The sequence below is a fragment of the Pseudomonas sp. RHF3.3-3 genome (assembly GCF_048069595.1).
GTDB lineage: Bacteria > Pseudomonadota > Gammaproteobacteria > Pseudomonadales > Pseudomonadaceae > Aquipseudomonas > Aquipseudomonas fuscovaginae_B.
The window spans coordinates 1,445,063-1,466,285 of record NZ_CP182250.1 but is presented as its reverse complement, the minus strand read 5'-3'; the positions used below and the strand labels follow the sequence as shown (position 1 = coordinate 1,466,285).

At 61.8% G+C, this 21,223-nt stretch carries 26 protein-coding genes and 1 tRNA gene; 5 read left to right on the top strand and 22 right to left on the bottom strand.

The window, feature by feature from the left end; translation table 11 throughout:
- Window position 1 precedes the first annotated feature (1 nt).
- The 15 genes from ispG to trmJ all read right to left on the bottom strand — a co-directional run bounded on the left by ispG (window position 2) and on the right by trmJ (window position 12,012).
- A complete protein-coding gene (gene ispG / locus ACMGT0_RS06635) occupies window positions 2-1,111 on the bottom strand; it encodes a flavodoxin-dependent (E)-4-hydroxy-3-methylbut-2-enyl-diphosphate synthase (RefSeq protein ID WP_054059232.1) in 1,110 nt (369 codons plus the stop codon).
- 3 nt (window positions 1,112-1,114) lie between these two features.
- A complete protein-coding gene (locus ACMGT0_RS06630) occupies window positions 1,115-2,119 on the bottom strand; it encodes a RodZ domain-containing protein (protein WP_054061889.1) in 1,005 nt (334 codons plus the stop codon).
- The gene (gene pilW, locus ACMGT0_RS06625) at window positions 2,119-2,877 is read right to left on the bottom strand and encodes a type IV pilus biogenesis/stability protein PilW (RefSeq protein WP_054057271.1); all 759 of its coding nucleotides are present in this window, start codon (window positions 2,875-2,877) and stop codon (window positions 2,119-2,121) included. Before pilW ends, ACMGT0_RS06630 begins: the two co-directional genes overlap by 1 nt.
- Window positions 2,878-2,911: 34 nt before the next feature.
- A complete protein-coding gene (gene rlmN, locus ACMGT0_RS06620) occupies window positions 2,912-4,060 on the bottom strand; it encodes a 23S rRNA (adenine(2503)-C(2))-methyltransferase RlmN (RefSeq protein WP_416771932.1) in 1,149 nt (382 codons plus the stop codon).
- A 28-nt stretch (window positions 4,061-4,088) separates the two neighbouring features.
- Window positions 4,089-4,514, bottom strand: a complete 426-nt coding sequence (gene ndk / locus ACMGT0_RS06615; RefSeq protein ID WP_054057273.1) for a nucleoside-diphosphate kinase — start codon at window positions 4,512-4,514, stop codon at window positions 4,089-4,091.
- 104 nt (window positions 4,515-4,618) lie between these two features.
- Window positions 4,619-4,819, bottom strand: a complete 201-nt coding sequence (gene iscX / locus ACMGT0_RS06610; RefSeq protein WP_054061891.1) for a Fe-S cluster assembly protein IscX — start codon at window positions 4,817-4,819, stop codon at window positions 4,619-4,621.
- A gap of 14 nt (window positions 4,820-4,833) precedes the next feature.
- Complete coding sequence (fdx, locus tag ACMGT0_RS06605) at window positions 4,834-5,175, bottom strand: ISC system 2Fe-2S type ferredoxin (protein ID WP_054057275.1); 342 nt, start codon at window positions 5,173-5,175, stop codon at window positions 4,834-4,836.
- A gap of 2 nt (window positions 5,176-5,177) precedes the next feature.
- The gene (hscA, locus tag ACMGT0_RS06600; RefSeq protein WP_416771928.1) at window positions 5,178-7,040 is read right to left on the bottom strand and encodes a Fe-S protein assembly chaperone HscA; all 1,863 of its coding nucleotides are present in this window, start codon (window positions 7,038-7,040) and stop codon (window positions 5,178-5,180) included.
- 45 nt (window positions 7,041-7,085) lie between these two features.
- Window positions 7,086-7,607 carry a co-chaperone HscB gene (hscB, locus tag ACMGT0_RS06595; RefSeq protein ID WP_054057277.1) on the bottom strand — a complete coding sequence of 174 codons (522 nt, stop codon included), beginning with the start codon at window positions 7,605-7,607 and terminating at the stop codon, window positions 7,086-7,088.
- Window positions 7,608-7,615: 8 nt separating this feature from the next.
- The gene (gene iscA, locus ACMGT0_RS06590) at window positions 7,616-7,939 is read right to left on the bottom strand and encodes an iron-sulfur cluster assembly protein IscA (protein WP_017904917.1); all 324 of its coding nucleotides are present in this window, start codon (window positions 7,937-7,939) and stop codon (window positions 7,616-7,618) included.
- Window positions 7,940-7,984: 45 nt separating this feature from the next.
- A complete protein-coding gene (gene iscU / locus ACMGT0_RS06585) occupies window positions 7,985-8,371 on the bottom strand; it encodes a Fe-S cluster assembly scaffold IscU (RefSeq protein WP_007929523.1) in 387 nt (128 codons plus the stop codon).
- Between the two features lie 101 nt (window positions 8,372-8,472).
- The gene (locus tag ACMGT0_RS06580; RefSeq protein WP_054057278.1) at window positions 8,473-9,687 is read right to left on the bottom strand and encodes an IscS subfamily cysteine desulfurase; all 1,215 of its coding nucleotides are present in this window, start codon (window positions 9,685-9,687) and stop codon (window positions 8,473-8,475) included.
- Between the two features lie 50 nt (window positions 9,688-9,737).
- Complete coding sequence (gene iscR / locus ACMGT0_RS06575) at window positions 9,738-10,229, bottom strand: Fe-S cluster assembly transcriptional regulator IscR (protein ID WP_054057279.1); 492 nt, start codon at window positions 10,227-10,229, stop codon at window positions 9,738-9,740.
- Between the two features lie 245 nt (window positions 10,230-10,474).
- Window positions 10,475-11,251 (bottom strand): serine O-acetyltransferase, encoded by a 777-nt coding sequence (gene cysE / locus ACMGT0_RS06570; RefSeq protein WP_054061892.1) that lies wholly within the window; start codon window positions 11,249-11,251, stop codon window positions 10,475-10,477.
- 2 nt (window positions 11,252-11,253) lie between these two features.
- Complete coding sequence (trmJ, locus tag ACMGT0_RS06565; protein WP_054057281.1) at window positions 11,254-12,012, bottom strand: tRNA (cytosine(32)/uridine(32)-2'-O)-methyltransferase TrmJ; 759 nt, start codon at window positions 12,010-12,012, stop codon at window positions 11,254-11,256.
- 145 nt (window positions 12,013-12,157) lie between these two features.
- Between trmJ and suhB the strand changes: the two genes are divergently transcribed.
- Entirely contained in the window at window positions 12,158-12,973 is an 816-nt protein-coding gene (gene suhB, locus ACMGT0_RS06560) for an inositol-phosphate phosphatase (RefSeq protein WP_017904912.1), read from the top strand.
- 51 nt (window positions 12,974-13,024) lie between these two features.
- Here the strand turns inward: suhB and ACMGT0_RS06555 are convergent, their stop codons facing one another.
- The 6 genes from ACMGT0_RS06555 to queA all read right to left on the bottom strand — a co-directional run bounded on the left by ACMGT0_RS06555 (window position 13,025) and on the right by queA (window position 19,125).
- Complete coding sequence (locus tag ACMGT0_RS06555) at window positions 13,025-13,579, bottom strand: glycine zipper 2TM domain-containing protein (RefSeq protein ID WP_054057282.1); 555 nt, start codon at window positions 13,577-13,579, stop codon at window positions 13,025-13,027.
- A gap of 121 nt (window positions 13,580-13,700) precedes the next feature.
- A complete protein-coding gene (secF, locus tag ACMGT0_RS06550; RefSeq protein ID WP_054057283.1) occupies window positions 13,701-14,615 on the bottom strand; it encodes a protein translocase subunit SecF in 915 nt (304 codons plus the stop codon).
- A gap of 9 nt (window positions 14,616-14,624) precedes the next feature.
- Window positions 14,625-16,493, bottom strand: a complete 1,869-nt coding sequence (secD, locus tag ACMGT0_RS06545) for a protein translocase subunit SecD (RefSeq protein ID WP_054057284.1) — start codon at window positions 16,491-16,493, stop codon at window positions 14,625-14,627.
- A gap of 62 nt (window positions 16,494-16,555) precedes the next feature.
- Complete coding sequence (gene yajC, locus ACMGT0_RS06540) at window positions 16,556-16,894, bottom strand: preprotein translocase subunit YajC (protein ID WP_054057285.1); 339 nt, start codon at window positions 16,892-16,894, stop codon at window positions 16,556-16,558.
- Between the two features lie 36 nt (window positions 16,895-16,930).
- Entirely contained in the window at window positions 16,931-18,046 is a 1,116-nt protein-coding gene (tgt, locus tag ACMGT0_RS06535) for a tRNA guanosine(34) transglycosylase Tgt (protein ID WP_162491332.1), read from the bottom strand.
- 14 nt (window positions 18,047-18,060) lie between these two features.
- On the bottom strand, window positions 18,061-19,125 hold the full coding sequence (queA, locus tag ACMGT0_RS06530) for a tRNA preQ1(34) S-adenosylmethionine ribosyltransferase-isomerase QueA (protein ID WP_416771922.1): 1,065 nt from the start codon (window positions 19,123-19,125) through the stop codon (window positions 18,061-18,063).
- A 109-nt stretch (window positions 19,126-19,234) separates the two neighbouring features.
- Here queA and ACMGT0_RS06525 point away from each other — a divergent pair.
- From ACMGT0_RS06525 to ACMGT0_RS06510, 4 genes are all read left to right on the top strand, one after another.
- Window positions 19,235-19,319: transfer RNA gene (locus ACMGT0_RS06525), tRNA-Leu, on the top strand.
- A gap of 94 nt (window positions 19,320-19,413) precedes the next feature.
- On the top strand, window positions 19,414-19,743 hold the full coding sequence (locus ACMGT0_RS06520; protein WP_054057288.1) for a hypothetical protein: 330 nt from the start codon (window positions 19,414-19,416) through the stop codon (window positions 19,741-19,743).
- Between the two features lie 229 nt (window positions 19,744-19,972).
- Window positions 19,973-20,269 (top strand): type II toxin-antitoxin system MqsR family toxin, encoded by a 297-nt coding sequence (locus ACMGT0_RS06515; RefSeq protein ID WP_054057289.1) that lies wholly within the window; start codon window positions 19,973-19,975, stop codon window positions 20,267-20,269.
- Between the two features lie 2 nt (window positions 20,270-20,271).
- The gene (locus ACMGT0_RS06510; protein ID WP_054057290.1) at window positions 20,272-20,673 is read left to right on the top strand and encodes a type II toxin-antitoxin system MqsA family antitoxin; all 402 of its coding nucleotides are present in this window, start codon (window positions 20,272-20,274) and stop codon (window positions 20,671-20,673) included.
- A 137-nt stretch (window positions 20,674-20,810) separates the two neighbouring features.
- Here the strand turns inward: ACMGT0_RS06510 and ACMGT0_RS06505 are convergent, their stop codons facing one another.
- Window positions 20,811-21,083, bottom strand: coding sequence for a DUF3077 domain-containing protein (locus tag ACMGT0_RS06505; RefSeq protein WP_054057291.1), 273 nt, complete (start codon window positions 21,081-21,083; stop codon window positions 20,811-20,813).
- Window positions 21,084-21,223: the final 140 nt, after the last annotated feature.

Genomic DNA, 21,223 nt, shown 5'->3' with positions numbered 1-21,223 from the left:
ATCAGCCGCGGGCGATGAGGGCCGCGTCGGCTTCGACCTTTTCGGCCGCCTTCTGCCGGATGAGCTTTTCCAGCTCCTCCACCAGGTTGTCATTCGTCAGTTTCTGCGACGGCTTGCCGTCGATATAGATCAGGTTCGGTGTACCGCCGGTCAGGCCGATATGGGCTTCCTTGGCTTCACCGGGCCCGTTCACCACACAGCCGATCACCGCGACATCCATCGGCACCAGCAGGTCTTCCAGGCGCCCTTCCAGCTCGTTCATGGTCTTGACCACATCGAAGTTCTGACGCGAGCAGCTCGGGCAGGCGATGAAGTTGATCCCACGGGACCGCAGGTGCAAGGACTTGAGAATGTCGTAGCCGACTTTCACTTCCTCGACCGGGTCGGCCGCCAACGAGATGCGAATAGTATCGCCAATCCCTTCGGCCAGCAGCATACCGAGGCCGACCGCCGATTTCACCGTACCTGAACGCAAACCGCCAGCCTCGGTGATGCCCAGGTGCAACGGCTGGACGATTTCCTTGGCCAGCAGGCGGTAGGCTTCCACCGCCATGAACACGTCGGAGGCCTTCACACTGACCTTGAAGTCCTGGAAGTTCAGGCGCTCCAGATGCTCCACATGGCGCAGCGCGGACTCTACCAGCGCCGCCGGGGTCGGCTCGCCGTACTTCTTCTGCAGGTCCTTTTCCAGCGAACCGGCATTGACACCGATGCGGATCGGGATCCCACGGTCGCGGGCCGCATCGACCACCGCACGCACCCGGTCTTCACGACCGATGTTGCCCGGGTTGATCCGCAGGCAGTCCACACCCAGCTCGGCCACCCGCAAGGCGATCTTGTAGTCGAAGTGGATGTCGGCAACCAGCGGCACCTTGACCTGCTGCTTGATCCGGCCGAAGGCTTCGGCAGCGTCCATGTCCGGCACGGAAACCCGGACGATATCGACGCCCGCCGCTTCCAGACGGTTGATCTGGGCCACCGTGGCAGCCACGTCATTGGTGTCGCTGTTGGTCATGCTCTGCACCGCGATAGGCGCATCACCGCCCACCGGCACCGAGCCGACCCAGATTTTACGCGATTCGCGACGCTTGATTGGGGATTCGCCGTGCATGACTTATTGACCTAGCTTCAGGCGAGCAGTCTCGCCGCTGGTGAACGGGGCGACATCGACCGCCTGCCCGTTGTAGGTGACCTGTGCGCCCTTGGCATAGCCCAGGCGTACCGCGAACGGCGGCTTGCCGCTGACTTCGAGCGAATCGCCCTTGCGCTTGAGGCCGCTGAACAGCACCTTGCCACCGCCGTCGGTGACCTGAGTCCAGCAATCGGCGATGAAGGTCACATGAACCTGCCCGGCGCCGGCCACCGGCACACTGGCCGCGGCGGCCGGTGCGCCCGGAGCGCCATTGACCGGAGCGGTCGGCGACACCGGCGACACCGGGCTCGGCGCCGGCTGTGGCGCAACCACCAGCGATTGCGCCGCATGGGGCACCGGCACCACGGCCTGGGTGGCAGGCGCTGCCGGAGCCGTCGGCGCTGGAGCCGCGGTTTCGGCGGCTGGCGCGGCCGGCTCCGCTTCCGGGCTGGACTGGTTCTGGGCGACCGCCTGGTCTTCCGGCTCGTCGATCGGATGAATCTGCGTGGTGCCGTCGGCGCTTTCGACTTCGACGTGCTCCATGCTGATCGCCGCCTGATCCTTGGTGCGCTGGCTGGTCTGGTCCTGCCACCAGACAAAGCCGCCACCGATCACGGCAATCAGCAGCAACAGGCTGACGATTCGCAAAATGGTGTGGGAAACCCGCACCGGCTCTTCGATGCGACCCAGGGCATGCACATTGCTGCCCTGGGAGTCGGTGCCGGTGCACTGGTCGAACTGCTGGACCAGAACGGTCTGGTCCATGCCCAGCAACTTGGCGTAGGCACGGATATAACCCCGGGCAAAGGTATGCCCTGGCAACTTGTCGAAGGCACCGGCCTCCAGGTTGCTCAGGGAGGTGCTCGTCAGGTTGAGCTTGAGGGCCACTTCGGCCAGCGTCCAGCCATTGCTTTCGCGGGCCTGACGCAGGGTCTCACCGGGATTTACGCGAGTGGCTGCTACAACTTCTGGATGCGCCGCTTTCATCATTGCTCCGACAGGTATTGCTGATATTCCGGCGTACCGGGATAGAGTCGTTTTAATTGCAGGCCGTAACTGGCGACCTTGTCGCGATCTTCGTAAATCTTCGCCAGGCGGATACCGAGCAACAGACTACGGGCATTCTGCTCGCTGAGCTGGCTGAACCGCTCGTAATAATCACGCGCCGGCACATAATGCCTGTCTTCGTAAGACAACTCAGCCATTTCCAGCAAGGCACGTGGCTGCTGGCGGTTGAGTCGCAGGGATTTGTCCATGTTCTGCCGTGCCAACTCCCGATCGCCCAGGGCCAGGGCGGTCAGGCCGAGGTTCTCGTAGACCCGCGAACGCTCGGGATAAAGGCTGTCGGCGGCGGCTTGCTCGAAGCGCTCGTAGGCCTGCTTGTACTGCTTGCGCTCGTACAGGAAACCACCGTAGTTGTTGAGGATCCGCGCATCGTTCGGGCGCGAGGACAACGCCTTGCGAAAATGCTGGTCGGCCAGGTCCCATTCCATCTCGGCCTGGAACACCAGCGCCAGGGCGGCGTTGGCATCGGCATCGGAGCTGTTCAGTTCCAGCGCCTTCTTCAGGGGCACCTTGGCCTGCTCGGTCTGGCCCTGCTGCAGATAGCCGATGCCCAGCTGGACATAAGCCATGCGCGCCTCATCACGCCCCTTGCCGGTACTCATCGGATCGACATTGCCAGTCGAAACGCAGCCGGCCAGCAGGCCGGCGAACAGTACGGAGAGCGCTAGGCGCAGGGTCATGGAGTTCCTCTCTCAAGATCAGCTCAAGATCAGCTCAGGTTCGACTCGAAGCGCTGCGAGGCAGATCGGCATCGGCGCTCAGTTCGCGCACCGCGATATAACGCTCGCTACGACGGGTGCGATCCAGCACCTGCCCGACCAACTGCCCGCAGGCAGCATCGATGTCTTCACCGCGAGTGGTACGCACGGTGACGTTGTAGCCGGCCTGGTGCAACAGATCCTGGAAGCGCCGGATCGCGTTGTTGCTCGGGCGCTCGTAACCGGAGTGCGGGAACGGGTTGAACGGGATCAGATTGATCTTGCACGGCGTGTCCCTGAGCAACTCGATCATCTCGACCGCGTGCTCGGGCTGATCGTTGACATCCTTGAGCAGGGTGTACTCAACCGTCAGCACGCGCTTTTCGCCCAGGCTCGACATGTAGTTGCGGCACGACTCGAGCAGCATCTTGAGCGGGTACTTCTTGTTGATCGGTACCAGCTGGTTGCGCAGCGCATCGTTCGGTGCGTGCAGGGACAACGCCAGGGACACGTCGATGTGCTTGGCCAGCTCATCGATCATCGGTACCACACCGGAGGTCGACAGGGTCACGCGGCGCTTGGAGATGCCGTAGCCCAGGTCGTCCATCATCAGGTGCATGGCGGCGATGACGTTGTCGAAGTTCAGCAGCGGCTCGCCCATGCCCATCATCACCACGTTGGTGATGGCGCGATCGATGGTCGCCGGGACGCTGCCGAAGGATTTGTTGGCAATCCACACCTGGCCGATCACTTCGGCGGCGGTGAGGTTGCTGTTGAAGCCTTGCTTGCCGGTGGAGCAGAAACTGCAGTCCAGGGCACAGCCGGCCTGGGACGAAACGCACAAGGTACCGCGCTTGCCCTGGGGAATGTAGACGGTCTCGACACAGCTGCCGGACGCCACGCGCACCACCCACTTGCGGGTGCCGTCGCTGGAAATGTCCTCGCTGACCACTTCGGGACCGCGAATCTCGGCAACGTTCTTGAGCTTTTCGCGCAAGGCCTTGCCCAGATTGGTCATGGCGTCGAAATCGTCGACGCCAAAGTGGTGAATCCACTTCATGATCTGACCGGCACGGAAACGCTTCTCCCCGATCGAGTCGAAGAATTTCTCCATTTCCGGCTGGGTCAGCCCCAGCAGGTTGGTTTTAACAGCAGATGTAGTCATGGATTCACCTTCACTCGTCAGCCGTGGCTTAGCGAGTGGTTACTTCAGTAGCAGCGAAGAAGTAAGCGATTTCGCGAGCAGCGGCAGCTTCGGAGTCCGAACCGTGAACGGCGTTGGCGTCGATGGACTCGGCGAAGTCGGCACGGATGGTGCCTGGAGCGGCTTCTTTCGGGTTGGTGGCGCCCATCAGTTCGCGGTTGCGCGCGATAGCGTTCTCGCCTTCCAGAACCTGGACGACAACCGGACCGGAAGTCATGAAGGCAACCAGGTCAGGGAAGAAGCCACGAGCGCTGTGCTCGGCGTAGAAGCCTTCGGCTTCGGCTTTCGACAGCTGCTTCAGCTTCGAAGCGACAACGCGCAGGCCGGCTTTTTCGAAACGGGTGGTGATCTCACCGATGACGTTTTTTGCAACAGCGTCAGGCTTGATGATGGAGAAAGTGCGTTGAACAGCCATGGTGTAACTCCAGAAACGATAATTTGCGAAAAATTAAACCCGCGAATTATACGCGGGTTCTTGGGTATTGCCTAACTCGGGTATTGCTTGATCTTACCGCCGGATCAGTCGCGCTCCTCGATCCAGCAGCCTTGGATGGCCTCAAGGACCTTCTCGCCACCACGAGCCGGATCGTCGTCGAAATCCGGCAGGTGAATGACCCAGTTGTGCAGATCGACGAAATTGACCGACATCGGGTCGACTTCCGGTTTGCTTTCAGCCAGCTGGATGGCGATCTCCAGCACATCAGTCCACTTCAAACCCATGATAGATCCTTGAATCAATGCGGTGCTTCGGCAGCATGGTTGAGCGAATACTTGGGAATCTCGACCGTCAGGTCCTCGGTGCCGACGATCGCCTGGCACCCCAGGCGCGACTGCGCCTCCAGCCCCCAGGCGCGATCGAGGAAATCTTCCTCCAACTCATCGGCCTCTTCCAGCGAGTCGAAGCCCTCGCGGATGATGCAGTGACAGGTGGTGCAGGCACACACGCCACCGCAGGCGCTTTCCATCTCGATATGGTGCTCGTGGGCCAGTTCGAGGATCGAGATGCCGGGCTCGGCCTCGACCACCATGCCATCCGGGCAAAACTTCTCGTGGGGCAGAAAAATGACCTGCGGCATCGTTATTCCTCAATCTCGTTCAGGTTGCGTCCGGCCAGCGCGGCTTTCACCGTCGAATCCAGGCGTCGGGCCGCAAAGGCATCGGTCACTTGCGACAGACGCTTGGTCTGCTGCTCGATGGCGTGGCCATCGGTTCCTTTTATCAGTTCGCTCAGTTCCTGCACCTGCAACTCGATGACCAGGCGCTCCTCGGCGTCGAGCAGGCGCTCGCCATCCGCCTCCAGGGCGCCCTGCACCGCCTCGATCAGGCGCTGGGCGTCGACCTGCTGCTCACGCAGCACGCGAGCGACCTTGTCGTCACCGGCGTACTGGAACGAATCCTTGAGCATCCGGGCGATTTCGCCGTCGGTCAGGCCGTAGGACGGCTTGACCTGGATGCTCGCCTCGACGCCCGACCCCAGCTCACGGGCCGAAACACTGAGCAGACCGTCGGCATCGACCTGGAAGGTCACGCGGATCTTCGCCGCGCCGGCGACCATGGCCGGAATGCCACGCAGTTCGAAGCGCGCCAGCGAGCGGCAGTCACTGATCAATTCACGTTCGCCTTGCAGCACGTGGATCGCCATGGCCGTCTGGCCGTCCTTGTAGGTGGTGAAGTCCTGGGCGCGCGCCACGGGAATGGTGGTATTGCGCGGAATCACCTTCTCCATCAGGCCACCCATGGTTTCGAGCCCCAGGGACAGCGGGATGACATCCAGCAGCAGCAATTCGCCGCCGTCGCGCTTGTTGCCGGCCAGGGTATCGGCCTGGATCGCGGCGCCAATGGCGACCACCTGGTCCGGATCGATCTCGGTCAGCGGCTGGCGGCCGAACATCTCGGCCACCGCCTCACGCACACGCGGCACACGGGTCGAACCACCGACCATCACCACGGCATGCACGTCTTCGAGCTCGACGTTCGAGTCACGCACGGCACGGCGGCAGGCCTTGAGGCTGCGGGCGATCATCGGCTCGATCAGCCCGTCGAAGGATTCACGGGTCAGCGGTGCACGCCAGTCGCCATAAACCACTTCGACAGTTGCCGCATCGGTCAGCGCTTCCTTGGCCGCGCAGGCGGCCTGCAACAGGCTGCGCTGCGCGCCCGGATCGAGATCCACCGACAAGCCGGCCTGCTCGATGATCCAGCCGGCGATCGCATGGTCGAAATCGTCGCCACCCAGGGCACTGTCGCCACCGGTGGCCAGTACTTCGAATACCCCGCCAGTCAGGCGCAGGATCGAAATATCGAAAGTGCCGCCCCCCAGGTCATAGATCGCCACCACCCCTTCGGCGTGCTGGTCCAGGCCATAGGCCACCGCCGCGGCGGTCGGCTCGTTGAGCAGGCGCAGCACGTTCAGCCCGGCCAGGCGGGCCGCATCCTTGGTTGCCTGGCGCTGGGCATCGTCGAAGTAGGCCGGCACGGTGATCACCGCCCCGACCAGTTCACCACCCAGGGTCGCCTCGGCGCGCTGGCGCAGCACCCGCAGGATATCGGCGGAAACCTCCACCGGGCTCTTCGGCCCCTGCACGGTGTCGATGAACGGCATGTGCGACTCACCGCCAACGAAGCGGTAGGGCAGTTGCTCGCCCAACTGCTTGACGTCCGACAGGCCACGGCCCATCAGACGCTTGACCGACAACACGGTATTGAGCGGATCACTGGAGGCCGCCAGACGGGCCGACAGGCCTACTTCGACGCGATCGGCGTGATAGCGCACCGCGGACGGCAGGATCACCTGCCCGTCGGCATCGGCCAGGGGCTCGGAAAGACCACTGCGCAATGCAGCGACCAGCGAATTGGTAGTACCCAGGTCAATCCCCACCGCCAGACGACGCTGGTGCGGCTGTGGGCTTTGGCCTGGTTCGGCGATCTGCAGTAGGGCCATGGTTATCTGGACTTATCTGGATATCAGGCGTGCGGCAGCACGGAGTTAATCGTCGAGGCGCTCTTCTAACTGGCGCACTTCGTAGGTGAGCTTGTCGAGGAACTGCATGCGCCGCATCAGGCGTTCGGCCTGTTCGCGTTGCGCAGCATCGCTCCAGCAAGCTGCGAAGCTGTCGTTCAATTCATCCTGGGCGACCTTCAGGCGCCGCTTGAATGCGGCAATGCCCGGCAGATCGGCGTCGTCCTGCAGATCTTCGAGTTCTTCACGCCACTGCATCTGCTGCATGAGGAAATCGGGATCGTGCACGGTGACCTCCACCGGCAGCTCGCCGCCATTGAGCGCCAGCAGGTAACGCGCGCGCTTGGGCGGACTCTTGAGGGTCTGATAGGCCTCGTTGAGGCTGGCGGAACGCTCGAGCGCCAGCCGCTGCTCACGCTCGGAGGCATCGGCGAAACGGTCCGGATGAACGGCGCGCGCCAACTCGCGATAGCGCGCGGCCAACTGATCGAGGTCCAGCGTGAAGCTCGGTTGCAGCTCGAACAAGGCGAAATGACAAGGAGTACCCACGAATAGCCTCAGACGTTGAAGCTTTCGCCGCAGCCACACTCACCGCGCACGTTGGGGTTGTTGAACTTGAAGCCCTCGTTCAACCCTTCCTTGACGAAATCCAGCTCGGTGCCATCGAGGTAGGCCAGACTCTTCGGGTCGATGATCACTTTTTCGCCGTGACTCTCGAACACCTGGTCTTCCGCCACCACCTCGTCGACGAACTCCAGCACGTAGGCAAGGCCGGAACAGCCTGTGGTGCGAACACCCAGGCGAATGCCTTCACCCTTGCCGCGCCCGTCGAGGGAGCGTCGCACGTGTCGAGCAGCCGCTTCTGTCATGCTGATAGCCATCGGGGACTCCTTAGCTTTTCGCTCAAATCTTCAACGCCGGATCGGTCAGATCAGGCCTTTCTTCTGCTTGTAGTCGCGAACGGCGGCCTTGATGGCGTCTTCGGCGAGAACGGAGCAGTGGATCTTCACCGGCGGCAGGGCCAGTTCTTCGGCCAGCTGAGTGTTCTTGATGGTCTCTGCTTCATCCAGAGTCTTGCCCTTCATCCACTCGGTCGCCAGGGAGCTGGAAGCAATAGCCGAGCCGCAACCGTAGGTCTTGAACTTGGCATCTTCGATGATGCCCTGCTCGTTGACCTTGATCTGCAGACGCATCACGTCACCACACGCCGGGGCGCCGACCATGCCGGTACCGACATCCGGGTCCTCGGCATTCATCTTGCCGACGTTGCGCGGGTTTTCGTAGTGGTCGATGACCTTTTCACTGTAAGCCATGGTACTTATTCCTCACTCATCAGGGCCGCTCTCGACCCTGCAGCTACGCCAGACATCATTTGCCGCGTCGCTACAGGATCTGTATGTGGCGGCTTCTTTATTTAGTGTGCCGCCCACTCGATCTTCGAGATATCGACGCCATCCTTGAACATGTCCCACAGCGGCGACAGGGCGCGCAGTTTGGTGACCGCCTCGCAGACCTTCTGCGCGGCGTAGTCGATTTCTTCCTCGGTGGTGAAACGGCCGAAGGTGAAGCGGATCGAGCTGTGCGCCAGTTCGTCGTTGCGGCCCAGGGCACGCAGTACGTACGACGGCTCCAGCGAAGCCGAGGTGCAGGCCGAACCGGAGGAGACCGCCAGGTCCTTGAGTGCCATGATCAGCGACTCGCCTTCGACGTAGTTGAAGCTCAGGTTCAGGTTGTGCGGTACGCGAGCGGTCAGGCTGCCGTTGACGTACAGCTCCTCCAGGTGCTCGACCTGCTTGAAGAAACGGTCGCTCAGGGCCTTGATACGGACATTCTCGGCAGCCATGTCTTCCTTGGCCACACGGAAGGCTTCACCCATGCCGACGATCTGGTGGGTCGCCAGGGTGCCGGAGCGCATGCCGCGCTCGTGACCACCGCCATGCATGGTCGCCTCCAGGCGCACACGCGGCTTGCGGCTGACGTACAGCGCGCCGATGCCTTTCGGACCATAGGTCTTGTGGGCGGAGAAGGACATCAGGTCGACCTTCAGCTTCTGCAGGTCGATCTCGACCTTGCCGGTCGACTGGGCCGCGTCAACGTGGAACAGCACACCGCGCGAGCGGGTCAGCTCGCCAATGGCGGCGATGTCGTTGACGGTGCCGATTTCGTTGTTCACGTGCATCACCGACACCAGGATGGTGTCTTCGCGCAGGGCGGCTTCGACCATGGCGGGGGTGATCAGGCCGTCTTCACCCGGCTCGATGTAGGTGACCTCGAAACCTTCGCGCTCCAGTTGGCGCATGGTGTCGAGGACCGCCTTGTGCTCGATCTTGCTGGTGATCAGGTGCTTGCCCTTGGTGTGGTAGAAATGCGCGACACCCTTGATCGCCAGGTTGTCGGACTCGGTGGCACCGGAAGTCCAGACGATTTCACGCGGGTCGGCGTTGACCAGGTCGGCCACCTGGCGACGGGCGTTTTCCACGGATTCCTCGGCCTTCCAGCCGAACACGTGGGAGCGCGATGCCGGGTTGCCGAAGTTTCCGTCGACCAGCAGGCATTCACTCATCTTTTGCGCGACACGCGGATCAACCGGGGTGGTCGCTGAGTAATCAAGGTAAATCGGCAATTTCATGGACTATCTCCTAAATCAGGCTGGCTGGCGCACCGCTGGCTCTCTGGCTGTCATTCGACGGCGGACGCTTCGATCTTATCCAGGCGCGGCGCCTTGCCATTACAGCGGCGCTGGTCCTGACGCAGGGCAACCTCTTGCACTTCACGGCGAGTGACAAGGTCTGCCAGACTGATGCCACTGAGAAATTCGTGGATCTGCAGGCTGAGGTCGCACCACAGGTGGTGGGTCAGGCAGGTGTCGCCGGAATGGCAATCACCCAGCCCCTGGCATTTGGTGGCGTCGACCGATTCATTCACTGCATCGATCACCTGGGCGACCTGGATTCCCTGCATGTCGCGCGACAGCTGGTAGCCGCCACCCGGACCACGGACGCTGGAAACCAGGTTGCTGCGACGCAGCTTGGCGAACAGCTGTTCGAGGTAGGACAGGGAGATGCCTTGGCGCTCGGAGATATCGGCCAGGGACACCGGCCCGTGTTGCGCGTGCAACGCCAGGTCAAGCATGGCGGTCACGGCGTATCGGCCTTTTGTAGTCAGTCGCATGGACAATTACCACGGAGTTACGGAATGGGTACGAGTATGCGATTCCCGAGTATTTAAGTCAACTATAAGACCTAGTACTTTAGTCAGGTTTACCCGTAAAAGAGCGCGCGTATGATAGCAAAGTCAGCGCGTAATGGCATCGCGCTAGACCGATGGTTTTCGCGGGGGCGTTCAAATGACACTCCTGGCGATCCTGGAGTCATTCGCGGGCAAGCCCGCGAATGGGCCCGAAAGCCCAACACAGGTCAGCCAGCCTTGGCCTCACCCTCGGCCTTCACCTCGGCAAAGCCCTCGCAGTGCAGCTCCGGCAGATCCTTGGCGCAATAGTTGCTGCCCAAATCCTTCAGCGCACCACACATCCCCTCCAGACGCCCATCGACCGCCTGCAGGTGATCGAGCATCTGTCCGATAGCCCGCGCCACCGGGTCCGGCATATCGCCACTCACCCCGTAGGCATCGAAACCGAGCTTCTCGGCCATCGCCTTGCGCTTGGCCTCCTGCTCGTCGTCGGACTTCATGATGATCCGCCCGGGAATACCGACCACCGTGGCACCGGCCGGAACCGCCTTGGTCACCACCGCATTGGAACCGACCTTCGCCCCGGCACCGACCGTGAACGGCCCCAGCACCTTGGCACCGGCACCGACCACCACCCCATCCTCCAGGGTCGGGTGGCGCTTGCCCTTGTTCCAGCTCGTGCCGCCCAGGGTCACGCCCTGATAGATGGTCACGTCATTGCCGATCTCGGCCGTTTCGCCGATCACGATCCCCATGCCGTGGTCGATGAAGAACCGCCGCCCGACCTTGGCACCCGGGTGAATCTCGATGCCGGTCAGCCAACGCCCGAAGTTCGACACCACCCGCGCCAGCAGCTTCCAGTTGCGCACCCACAACCCGTGACTCAGGCGATGCAGCCATATGGCATGCATGCCCGGGTAGCAGGTCAGCACCTCAAAGGCATTGCGCGCCGCCGGGTCACGATGGAATACGCTCTGGATATCTTCACGCAAACGCTCGAACATCATCATTCCTTCCGCTTAAGGAGCTCGCCACGGGCCGCTTTCTGGGTTTCCGTGAGGATGCCACGCAAAATATTCATTTCCACCCGACTGATCGAGCTGCGACCATACAGCCGACGCAGGCGCGCCATCAGGTGCCGGGGCTTCTGCGGATCGAGGAACTCGATAGCCACCAGCGTCTGCTCCAGATGCTCGTAGAAGCGCTCCAGCTCATCCATGGTAACCAGTTCGTCACCCACATCATCCTTCTCGACCCTGTGCGGCTGACCTTCCAGTGCCAGCCAGGCCATGCGCACCTCATAACTCAACACCTGCACCGCGGCCGCCAGGTTCAGCGAGCTGAAGCCGGGGTCCGACGGGATATGCACGTGGTAATGACATCGCTGCAGTTCATCGTTGGTCAGGCCGGAATCCTCGCGACCGAACACCAGGGCGATCTGCGCCCCCTGCGCCGCCTCCTCGACCACCTTCACTCCGCATTCGCGCGGCTCCAGCATCGGCCAGGGCAGGCTGCGGTCACGGGCACTGGTGCCCAGCACCAGGGTGCAGCCGGCCAGGGCCTGCTCCAAGGTAGCGACGACTTCGGCGTTTTCAAGGATATCGGTGGCCCCGGAGGCCCGGGCGTCGGCTTCGGCGGAAGGAAAAACCCGCGGCTCGACCAGCACCAGACGCGACAGCCCCATGTTCTTCATGGCTCGTGCAGCCCCACCGATATTGCCCGGATGACTGGTATTGACCAGGACGATACGAATATTTTGCAGCACGACGAAGCGCTCTCGGACAAGGCAAAGGGGAGCAAATCTTACAGAAGCACTGGGGTTTGCGCCACGAAACCGAATGTCGTCCTTCACCGGCAAGACTTTTCTGTTAGAATGTTCGGCTTTCTTTAACACTCTAGGTGAAATGTCCATGCAGCCCATGCTGAATATCGCGCTGCGCGCCGCCCGCGCCGCCAGTGAATTGATCTTCCGCTCCATCGAGCGCCTGGATAGCATCAAGGTCGACGAAAAAGACGCCAAGGACTACGTGTCCGAGGTCGATCGTGCCGCCGAGCAGAAAATCATCGACGCGCTGCGCAAGGCGTATCCGACCCACGCCATCCGCGGTGAAGAAACCGGCTTCCACGCCGGCAGCGGCGAAGGCGAAGACTACCTGTGGATCATCGACCCACTCGATGGCACCACCAACTTCCTGCGTGGCATTCCACACTTCTCGGTCAGCATTGCCTGCAAATACCGTGGCCGTCTGGAGCACGCCGTGGTCCTGGACCCGGTTCGCCAGGAAGAATTCACCGCCAGCCGTGGCCGTGGCGCCCAACTGAACGGCCGCCGCCTGCGCGTCAGCCCGCGTACCAGCCTCGACGGCGCCCTGCTGGGTACCGGCTTCCCGTTCCGTGACGACCAGATGGACAACCTGGACAACTACCTGGGCATGTTCCGCGCCCTGGTCGGCCAGACCGCCGGCATCCGCCGCGCCGGTTCCGCCGCCCTGGACCTGGCCTACGTGGCCGCCGGCCGTTTCGACGCCTTCTGGGAGTCGGGCCTGTCCGAATGGGACATGGCAGCCGGCGCCCTGCTGATCCAGGAAGCGGGCGGCCTGGTGAGCGACTTCACCGGCGGCCACGACTTCCTCGAGAAAGGCCATATCGTCGCCGGCAACACCAAGTGCTTCAAGGCCGTACTGACGGCGATCCAGCCGCACCTGCCGGCTTCGCTGAAGCGCTAAGACGCCAGAACGAAAAAAGCACCCCGAGGGGTGCTTTTTTTGTGCCTGCGATTACTGACCTGGCTGGGCCGGAGCCTGGCTCAGAATCAGCCGACCGTCCTTGTCCACCGGGATCTGGTTGCCCGGATCACGGTCCATGCGTACCCGACCTTCCTTGCCGTCGAGCTGGTAACGCACGTCGTAGCCGACGATCTTGTCACTGATATCATTGACCGTGTTGCAGCGGGTCTGGGTCGTGGTGTAAGTGTCACGCTCCTGCATGCCCTCCTGCACCTTGTTCCCCGCATAACCGCCACCCACGGCACCGACCACTGTCGCCAGGGTCTTGCCACGACCATTGCCCACCAGACTGCCGAGCAGGCCGCCGCCGACCGCACCGATCGCGGTACCGGCCAGACGGTGCTCGTCCTGCACCGGTTTCTGCCGGGTCACGGCAACATCCTTACAGACTTCGCGTGGCGTCTTCACCTGGGTTTTCACCGGCTCGACCGCCAACACTTGCGCATACTCAGGGCCGCTCTTCACCATGCTGTAGGTCGCAACAGCACCTCCGGCGGTGACACCGACAGCACCCAGCACAGCACCCACCAGCAACGACTTGTTCACGTGAACCTCCTGACCATCACAAGCGGAACCTTTCCGCATCTCTCCTAGCCTTGGAACATGAAAAAAGGCGCGAGTTCAATACTCGCGCCTTTCAGGGTGACAGTCGGAGGGAGGACGGACGTCAAGGACGGTCGTCGATTTCCTTCTGGGTGTTGGCCGGAGGAATCAGGTCCTCGCTGCTCAGGTTCAGCCAGATCAGCACCACGTTGGCGATATAGATCGACGAGTAGGTGCCCGCCAGCACACCGACGAACAGCGCCACGGAGAAGCCGTGCAGGTTGTCGCCACCGAAGAACAGCAGCGCCGCGATCGCCAGCAGGGTGGAGATCGAGGTTGCCATGGTCCGCAGCAGGGTCTGGGTGGTCGAGATATTGATGTTCTCGATCAGGCTGGCCTTGCGCAGTACCCGGAAGTTCTCCCGAACCCGGTCGAATACCACGATGGTATCGTTGAGCGAGTAGCCGATGATCGCCAGTACCGCCGCCAGCACCGTCAGGTCGAAGGTGATCTGGAAGAACGACAGGATACCCACGGTCACCACCACGTCGTGCACCAGCGAGACGATGGCACCGACCGCGAACTTCCACTGGAAGCGGAAGGCCAGGTAGATCAGGATGCCGCCCAGCGCCATCAGCATGCCGAGGCCGCCCTGGTCGCGCAGCTCCTCACCCACCTGCGGACCGACGAACTCGACACGCTTGACCTGTGCCGGGTTGTCGCCGCCGACCTTCTGCAGCGCCTCGGCCACCTGGTGACCCAGTTGCGGGTCTTCACCCGGCATGCGCACCAGCAGGTCGGTAGTCGCACCGAAGCTCTGCACGATCGCCTCGTGATAACCGGCGTCGCCCAGTTGCGCACGGACCTTGGTCACGTCCGCCGGACGCTCGTAGGTCAGCTCGATCAGCGTACCGCCGGTAAAGTCCAGACCGTAGTTCAAGCCCTTGTGGAACCAGCTGAACAACGCCAGGGCGGTGAGGAGCACAGTGACGCCGAACGCAACGTTGCGGACGCCCATGAAATTGATTGTACGTAACATGGCAGCCCCTTAAATCCACAACTTCTTGAAGTCACGACCGCCGAAGATCAGGTTGACCATCGCGCGGGTCACCATGATGGCCGTGAACATCGAGGTAAAGATCCCGAGGGACATGGTTACCGCGAAGCCCTTGACCGGACCGGTGCCCATGGCGAACAGGATACCGCCCACCAGCAGGCTGGTCAGGTTGGCGTCGACGATCGCCGTATAGGCACGGTTGAAGCCTTCGTTGATCGCCCGCTGAACGGTCATGCCCGCGGCGATCTCTTCGCGGATCCGCGAGAAGATCAGCACGTTGGCGTCCACCGCCATACCCATGGTCAACACGATACCGGCGATACCCGGCAGGGTCAGCGTCGCCCCCAGCAGGGACATCAGCGCCAGCAGCACGACCATGTTGAAGGCCAGCGCCACGGTGGCGATGATGCCGAAGAAGCGGTAGATCGCGATGATGAACAGCGAGACGAACAGCATGCCCCACAGCGACGCATCGATACCCTTGGTGATGTTGTCGGCACCCAGGCTCGGGCCGATGGTACGTTCTTCAGCGAAGTACATCGGCGCGGCCAGACCACCGGCACGCAGCAGCAGGGCCAGTTCAGACGACTCGCCCTGGCCGTTCAGGCCGGTGATACGGAACTGCGAGCCCAGCGGCGACTGGATGGTCGCCAGGCTGATGATCTTCTTGTCTTCCTTGAAGCTCTGTACCGCGACTTCCTTCTCGACGCCGTCGACCACCTGCTTGGTGTAGGTGGTGACCGGACGCTGCTCGATGAAGATCACCGCCATCTGGCGACCGACGTTGGTGCGCGTGGCACGACTCATCAGCTCGCCACCATGGCTGTCCAGGTGGATGTTCACTTCCGGGCTGCCGTGCTCGCCGAAACCGGCCTTGGCATCGGTCACCTGGTCACCGGTGATGATCAGGCCACGCTCGATCAGCGCAGGCGGACGCTTGCCCTCACGGAATTCGAATTCCTCGGAGGTCGCCTTCGACGCGCCCGGCTCGGCGGCCAGGCGGAACTCGAGGCTGGCGGTCTTGCCGAGGATCCGCTTGGCTTCCGCGGTGTCCTGCACGCCCGGCAGCTCGACCACGATGCGGTTGGCGCCCTGGCGCTGTACCAGCGGCTCGGCTACGCCCAGCTCGTTGACGCGGTTACGTACCGTGGTCAGGTTCTGCTTGATGGAGTATTCGCGAATTTCCGCCAGCTTGGCCGGGGTCATCGCCAGACGCAGTACCGGCTGGCCATTCAGGTCGGCGGGAACAATGTCGAAATCGTTGAAACCCTTGCGAATCAGGGCACGGGCCTGCTCGCGGGTATCGTTGTCGGTGAAGCCCAGCTGAATGGCACCATTGAGCTGCGGCAGGCTGCGGTAACGGACACGCTCCTTGCGCAGCAGGCTCTTGACGTCGCCTTCATAGACTTTCAGACGGGCGTCGACAGCCTTGTCCATGTCCACTTCCAGCAGGAAGTGCACACCACCGGACAGGTCCAGACCCAGCTTCATCGGGTGCGCGCCGAGGTTGCGCAGCCACTGCGGGGTGGTCTGGGCCAGGTTGAGCGCCACCACGTAATCGTCGCCGAGCGCCTTGCGCACGACATCCTTGGCTGGCAACTGGTCTTCCTGCTTGCTCAGGCGCAGCAGGCCATCCTTGCCGTTGGCGGCCAGGGTAGCGGCCTTGACGTTGATACCGGCATCGGTGAGCGCCTTGCTCGCCCGATCCAGATCGGCCTGGTTGACCTGCAGCGCCGTGCTGGCACCACTGACCTGGATAGCCGGATCGTCAGGGTAGAGATTGGGAGCGGAATAAATAAAACCGATCGCCAGCACCACCACGATCAGTACGTATTTCCACAGAGGGTATTTGTTCAGCATCACGCCGCCCGCTTATGACGCGGGGCGCCTTGCGCGCCCCGTCGATTGTTGAATATTGAAACTCAGATCGCTTTCAGTGTGCCTTTAGGCAGAGTGGCCGCGACGGCCCCCTTCTGGAACTTCATTTCGACGGTATCGGAAATCTCCAGGACCACGAACTCGTCGGTCACCTTGACGATCTTGCCGGCGATACCACCGGTGGTCACCACTTCGTCACCCTTGGCCAGGCTGCTCAGCAGGTTCTTCTGTTCCTTGGCACGCTTGGCCTGCGGGCGCCAGATCATCAGGTAGAAGATGACCAGGAAGCCGACCAGGAAAATCCACTCGAAGCCGCCCGCAGGACCAGCGGCAGCAGCAGGGGCCGCGCCGTCAGCGAACGCGTTAGAGATGAAAAAGCTCATTTAGCACTCCAGTTGCAAGAATACGATTCTGAAAAGTCAGTCCAAGGGCGGTACGGGAAGCCCGCGCTTGGCGTAGAAGGCATCGACAAAGGCGGCCAATGTACCCTGTTGAATAGCCTCGCGCAAACCAGCCATCAGGCGCTGGTAATGCCGCAAGTTGTGGATGGTATTCAACATACTCCCGAGCATTTCGCCGCACTTGTCCAAATGATGCAGATAAGCACGGGAGAAGTTCTGGCAGGTGTAGCAATCGCAGGTCGGATCCAGCGGCGAATCATCATGGCGATGGAACGCGTTACGGATCTTCAGCACACCGGTGTCGACGAACAGATGCCCATTGCGGGCATTACGGGTTGGCATCACGCAATCGAACATGTCCACCCCGCGGCGCACACCCTCCACCAGATCTTCCGGCTTGCCAACGCCCATAAGGTAACGAGGTTTGTCAGCCGGCATCCGCCCTGGCAGGTAGTCCAGCACCCTGATCATCTCGTGCTTGGGCTCGCCCACCGACAGGCCGCCGATGGCCAGGCCGTCAAAGCCGATCTTCTCCAAACCTTCCAGGGAGCGCATGCGCAGGTTCTCATGCATGCCGCCCTGGACGATGCCGAACAGCGCCGCGGTGTTGTCGCCATGGGCGTTCTTCGAACGCTGGGCCCAGCGCAGCGACAGCTCCATCGACACCCGGGCGACGTCCTCATCGGCCGGATACGGCGTGCACTCGTCGAAGATCATCACGATGTCGGAGCCCAGGTCGCGCTGCACCTGCATCGACTCTTCCGGGCCCATGAACACCTTGGCGCCGTCGACCGGCGAGGCGAAGGTCACGCCCTCCTCCTTGATCTTGCGCATGGCGCCCAGGCTGAACACCTGGAAACCACCCGAGTCGGTGAGGATCGGGCCCTTCCACTGCATGAAATCGTGCAGGTCGCCATGCGCCTTGATCACCTCGGTGCCCGGGCGCAGCCACAGGTGGAAGGTGTTGCCGAGGATGATCTCGGCGCCGGTGGCGACGATATCCCGAGGCAGCATGCCCTTGACCGTGCCGTAGGTGCCCACCGGCATGAAGGCCGGGGTCTCGACGGTGCCGCGCGGGAACGTCAGGCGACCGCGGCGGGCCTTGCCATCGGTGGCCAGCAACTCGAACGACATACGACAGGTACGACTCATGCTTGATCCTCGGGTGCCGATGCCTGGGGTCCGGTCGGCGCGGGGTTGCGGGTGATGAACATGGCATCACCGTAACTGAAGAAGCGGTAACCGTTGTCCACGGCGGCCTGGTAGGCGGCCATGGTCTCGGGATAACCGGCGAAGGCCGAAACCAGCATCAGCAGCGTGGATTCGGGCAGATGGAAGTTGGTGACCAGGGCGTCGACCACATAGAACGGCCGACCCGGGTAGATGAAAATGTCGGTATCGCCACTGAACGGCTTGAGCACGCCATCGCGGGCGGCGCTTTCCAGCGAACGTACGCTGGTGGTGCCCACGGCAATCACCCGACCACCACGGGCGCGGCAGGCGGCAACGGCATCCACCACGTCTTGGCCGACTTCCAGCCATTCGCTGTGCATATGGTGGTCTTCGATGCGCTCCACGCGCACCGGCTGGAAGGTCCCGGCACCGACGTGCAGGGTGACGAACGCGGTCTCGACGCCCTTGGCCGCGATCGCCTCCAGCAGCGGCTGGTCGAAGTGCAGGCCGGCCGTCGGCGCGGCGACGGCGCCCAGGCGCTCGGCATAGACCGTCTGGTAGCGCTCGCGGTCGGCGCCCTCGTCAGGACGGTCTATATAAGGAGGCAACGGCATATGGCCGACGCGCTCCAGCAATGGCAGCACTTCCTCGGCGAAGCCCAACTCGAACAGCGCATCATGCCGGGCCAGCATCTCGGCCTCGCCACCGCCCTCGATCAAAATCTTCGAACCGGGCTTGGGCGACTTGCTGGAACGCACGTGGGCCAGCACGCGATGGCTGTCGAGTACCCGCTCCACCAGGATCTCCAGCTTGCCGCCGGAGGCCTTCTGGCCGAACAGACGGGCCGGAATCACCCGGGTGTTGTTGAACACCATCAGGTCGCCCGGGTGCAGATACTCGAGCAGATCGGTGAATTGACGATGAGCCAGGGCACCGCTGGGCCCATCGAGGGTCAGCAGGCGGCTGTGGCGACGCTCGGCCAGCGGATGGCGAGCGATCAGGGAATCGGGGAGTTCGAAAGTAAAGTCAGCGACGCGCATGATGGGGGTTCGTCCAGCAGGGCCGGAAAGTTTAGCGGAATTCGCCAAAATTGACCATGAAAGGCAATTGACCAACGGTAGTCGCGTCTCTATACTTCGCCGCCATTGAGCCCTGATGGCGGAATTGGTAGACGCGGCGGATTCAAAATCCGTTTTCGAGAGGAGTGGGAGTTCGAGTCTCCCTCGGGGCACCAAGATTGAAAAAGACCTTGATTATCAAGGTCTTTTTTTTCGTCTGCAGAAAAGTCACCTGCCATGGCCACAGCGCTCGGCGGAGGAAAACGCCTCATGGAATCGCAACTGGAAACCGTCGCCCTGTTTGCCCTCAAGCTGGCCCACGAACGTGACGGCGGGAGCCCGCTTTTGCGGGATGACGTGGTGATGGGCGAGTACCAGAAGGACGTGTTCGAGCTGCTGGTGCGCCAGGGCGACGTCGAGGCGATCCGGGGCAAGCTCAATGCTTGCGTGGCTGTCGCGATGGACGCCGTGGGCGGGACGGACAAGCCCCTGGGGCGTGAACTGCGGCGACTGGCCGATGACTGCAACCAGGTACGGACCACCGCAGACATGAAAGCACCGCTTGGCTTGCTGAAGGATTACCTGAAAGACATTCAGTGATGAAAAGGCACGTCAGTGCAATAGCTTCATCCAGGATAGCCTCAACTGTGGGAATGAACGTGTCCACGAAGAGGCCCTAGCTGACTGCACGAAACCCAAATCCCCTTCCAACCCGTCAAATCCTGAAATACACCCCTGGCAGCGCCACCCACACCTTCAGAGTAGTCTTGCCCTCCGAGACACCAACCAAGTTGCCAAATAAAAACCTAGTAGGTTAGTATCTAATCTCATGGAAAAAAGCATCCCTCATTGCAAGCTCTCGATCATCAAAGTCTTGGTCGAGGCGGGGAAGGTACGCACCACACACTCTGCTCGAATGGGTGCGAGTGAGCTGGGGCTGGAACCGTCCGATATGCTGAGTATTGTGATGAACCTGACTGCATCGGACTTTTACAAAAGCATGACCACCCACGCCGATCACACGATCTGGCAGGACGTATACCGTCCCAAAACCCAGGTCGGCGATGTGTATCTGAAACTGACGGTTATCGATGACGTGCTGATCGTATCCTTCAAGGAGCTATGAACATGAAATGCCCTGCCTGTGGTGCGGCAGAACTGCTCCACGACACCCGTGACCTACCCTATACCTACAAGGGGGAAAACACCGTAATTACGGCAGTGACGGGGGACTTCTGCCCTGCATGCGCCGAGTCCGTTCTGGATATGATCGAATCAGAACGTGTCATGCGTGAAATGCGCGCGTTCTCGAAACAGGTCAACGCTGCCATTGTCGATCCGGGATTCATTGCCAGCGTGCGCAAAAAACTCTCCCTTGATCAGCGAGAGGCAGCGGAAATATTCGGCGGAGGCATCAATGCCTTTTCTCGATATGAGAATGGCAAAACCAAGCCCTCACTAGCCTTGGTCAAGCTGCTCAAAGTCCTCGACCGGCACCCAGAGCTGCTCGAAGAAATCAGGACAGCCTGAGAAACCTCCAAGCATCAGTAAACACCCAATCCCTGGTAGAAGCAGAGCTTGCTCCGGGCGGCGTTCCGGCGAAGAAGTAAACGCGGCGGACCTGCCGACACCCGCCGCCCAATCCCTATTCGCTGAACCGCGCAGGCCTAAGCCTCAAGCAACATCCCCTGCGTAAGATCATCGATCACCGCCTTCCCCATCTCCCCCAGATAATGCGCCGCCCAGGCATATCGCTCGCCCTCCTTTGCATCCAATGCCGCATCGAGGGACAACGCCTTGGCGCACTGCAGCAACAGGGAAGCATGCTCCATGGCCTCCAGGATCGGCACATCGGCATTGACGCGGAACAGCTCGCGGCCTTGGGAGCCGCAGGTGGAAAAGGTGACGGCACCGAGGGTTTTGATGGGGAATGGGGTCATTGGGCACCTCCGGCGAATGCCTGGGTGCTTGGGATTTGAAACTGAAACTCTTGAGTCGACACGTTCATGCGTTGCTCCTACCTTGATGAAGGAGCTGCACCACTCGTTTCCAGGCGAAGGGTGGCAGCTGTACGCAGGCT

What these genes read in the sequence shown, in the direction of transcription:
- fdx (WP_054057275.1), bottom strand. Translation starts at nt 5,175, where the DNA reads ATGCCGCAGGTCATTTTTCTGCCCCACGAGAAGTTTTGCCCGGATGGC.
- pilW (WP_054057271.1), bottom strand. Translation starts at nt 2,877, where the DNA reads ATGACCCTGCGCCTAGCGCTCTCCGTACTGTTCGCCGGCCTGCTGGCC.
- ACMGT0_RS06520 (WP_054057288.1), top strand. Translation starts at nt 19,414, where the DNA reads ATGGAATCGCAACTGGAAACCGTCGCCCTGTTTGCCCTCAAGCTGGCC.
- secF (WP_054057283.1), bottom strand. Translation starts at nt 14,615, where the DNA reads ATGTTACGTACAATCAATTTCATGGGCGTCCGCAACGTTGCGTTCGGC.
- iscA (WP_017904917.1), bottom strand. Translation starts at nt 7,939, where the DNA reads ATGGCTATCAGCATGACAGAAGCGGCTGCTCGACACGTGCGACGCTCC.
- rlmN (WP_416771932.1), bottom strand. Translation starts at nt 4,060, where the DNA reads ATGACTACATCTGCTGTTAAAACCAACCTGCTGGGGCTGACCCAGCCG.
- secD (WP_054057284.1), bottom strand. Translation starts at nt 16,493, where the DNA reads ATGCTGAACAAATACCCTCTGTGGAAATACGTACTGATCGTGGTGGTG.
- cysE (WP_054061892.1), bottom strand. Translation starts at nt 11,251, where the DNA reads ATGTTCGAGCGTTTGCGTGAAGATATCCAGAGCGTATTCCATCGTGAC.
- iscR (WP_054057279.1), bottom strand. Translation starts at nt 10,229, where the DNA reads ATGCGACTGACTACAAAAGGCCGATACGCCGTGACCGCCATGCTTGAC.
- ACMGT0_RS06630 (WP_054061889.1), bottom strand. Translation starts at nt 2,119, where the DNA reads ATGAAAGCGGCGCATCCAGAAGTTGTAGCAGCCACTCGCGTAAATCCC.
- ACMGT0_RS06515 (WP_054057289.1), top strand. Translation starts at nt 19,973, where the DNA reads ATGGAAAAAAGCATCCCTCATTGCAAGCTCTCGATCATCAAAGTCTTG.
- ACMGT0_RS06505 (WP_054057291.1), bottom strand. Translation starts at nt 21,083, where the DNA reads ATGACCCCATTCCCCATCAAAACCCTCGGTGCCGTCACCTTTTCCACC.
- queA (WP_416771922.1), bottom strand. Translation starts at nt 19,125, where the DNA reads ATGCGCGTCGCTGACTTTACTTTCGAACTCCCCGATTCCCTGATCGCT.
- ispG (WP_054059232.1), bottom strand. Translation starts at nt 1,111, where the DNA reads ATGCACGGCGAATCCCCAATCAAGCGTCGCGAATCGCGTAAAATCTGG.
- iscU (WP_007929523.1), bottom strand. Translation starts at nt 8,371, where the DNA reads ATGGCTTACAGTGAAAAGGTCATCGACCACTACGAAAACCCGCGCAAC.
- ACMGT0_RS06580 (WP_054057278.1), bottom strand. Translation starts at nt 9,687, where the DNA reads ATGAAATTGCCGATTTACCTTGATTACTCAGCGACCACCCCGGTTGAT.
- yajC (WP_054057285.1), bottom strand. Translation starts at nt 16,894, where the DNA reads ATGAGCTTTTTCATCTCTAACGCGTTCGCTGACGGCGCGGCCCCTGCT.
- iscX (WP_054061891.1), bottom strand. Translation starts at nt 4,819, where the DNA reads ATGGGTTTGAAGTGGACTGATGTGCTGGAGATCGCCATCCAGCTGGCT.
- tgt (WP_162491332.1), bottom strand. Translation starts at nt 18,046, where the DNA reads ATGTCGTTCGAGTTGCTGGCCACCGATGGCAAGGCCCGCCGCGGTCGC.
- hscA (WP_416771928.1), bottom strand. Translation starts at nt 7,040, where the DNA reads ATGGCCCTACTGCAGATCGCCGAACCAGGCCAAAGCCCACAGCCGCAC.
- ACMGT0_RS06510 (WP_054057290.1), top strand. Translation starts at nt 20,272, where the DNA reads ATGAAATGCCCTGCCTGTGGTGCGGCAGAACTGCTCCACGACACCCGT.
- ndk (WP_054057273.1), bottom strand. Translation starts at nt 4,514, where the DNA reads ATGGCTGTTCAACGCACTTTCTCCATCATCAAGCCTGACGCTGTTGCA.
- suhB (WP_017904912.1), top strand. Translation starts at nt 12,158, where the DNA reads ATGCAGCCCATGCTGAATATCGCGCTGCGCGCCGCCCGCGCCGCCAGT.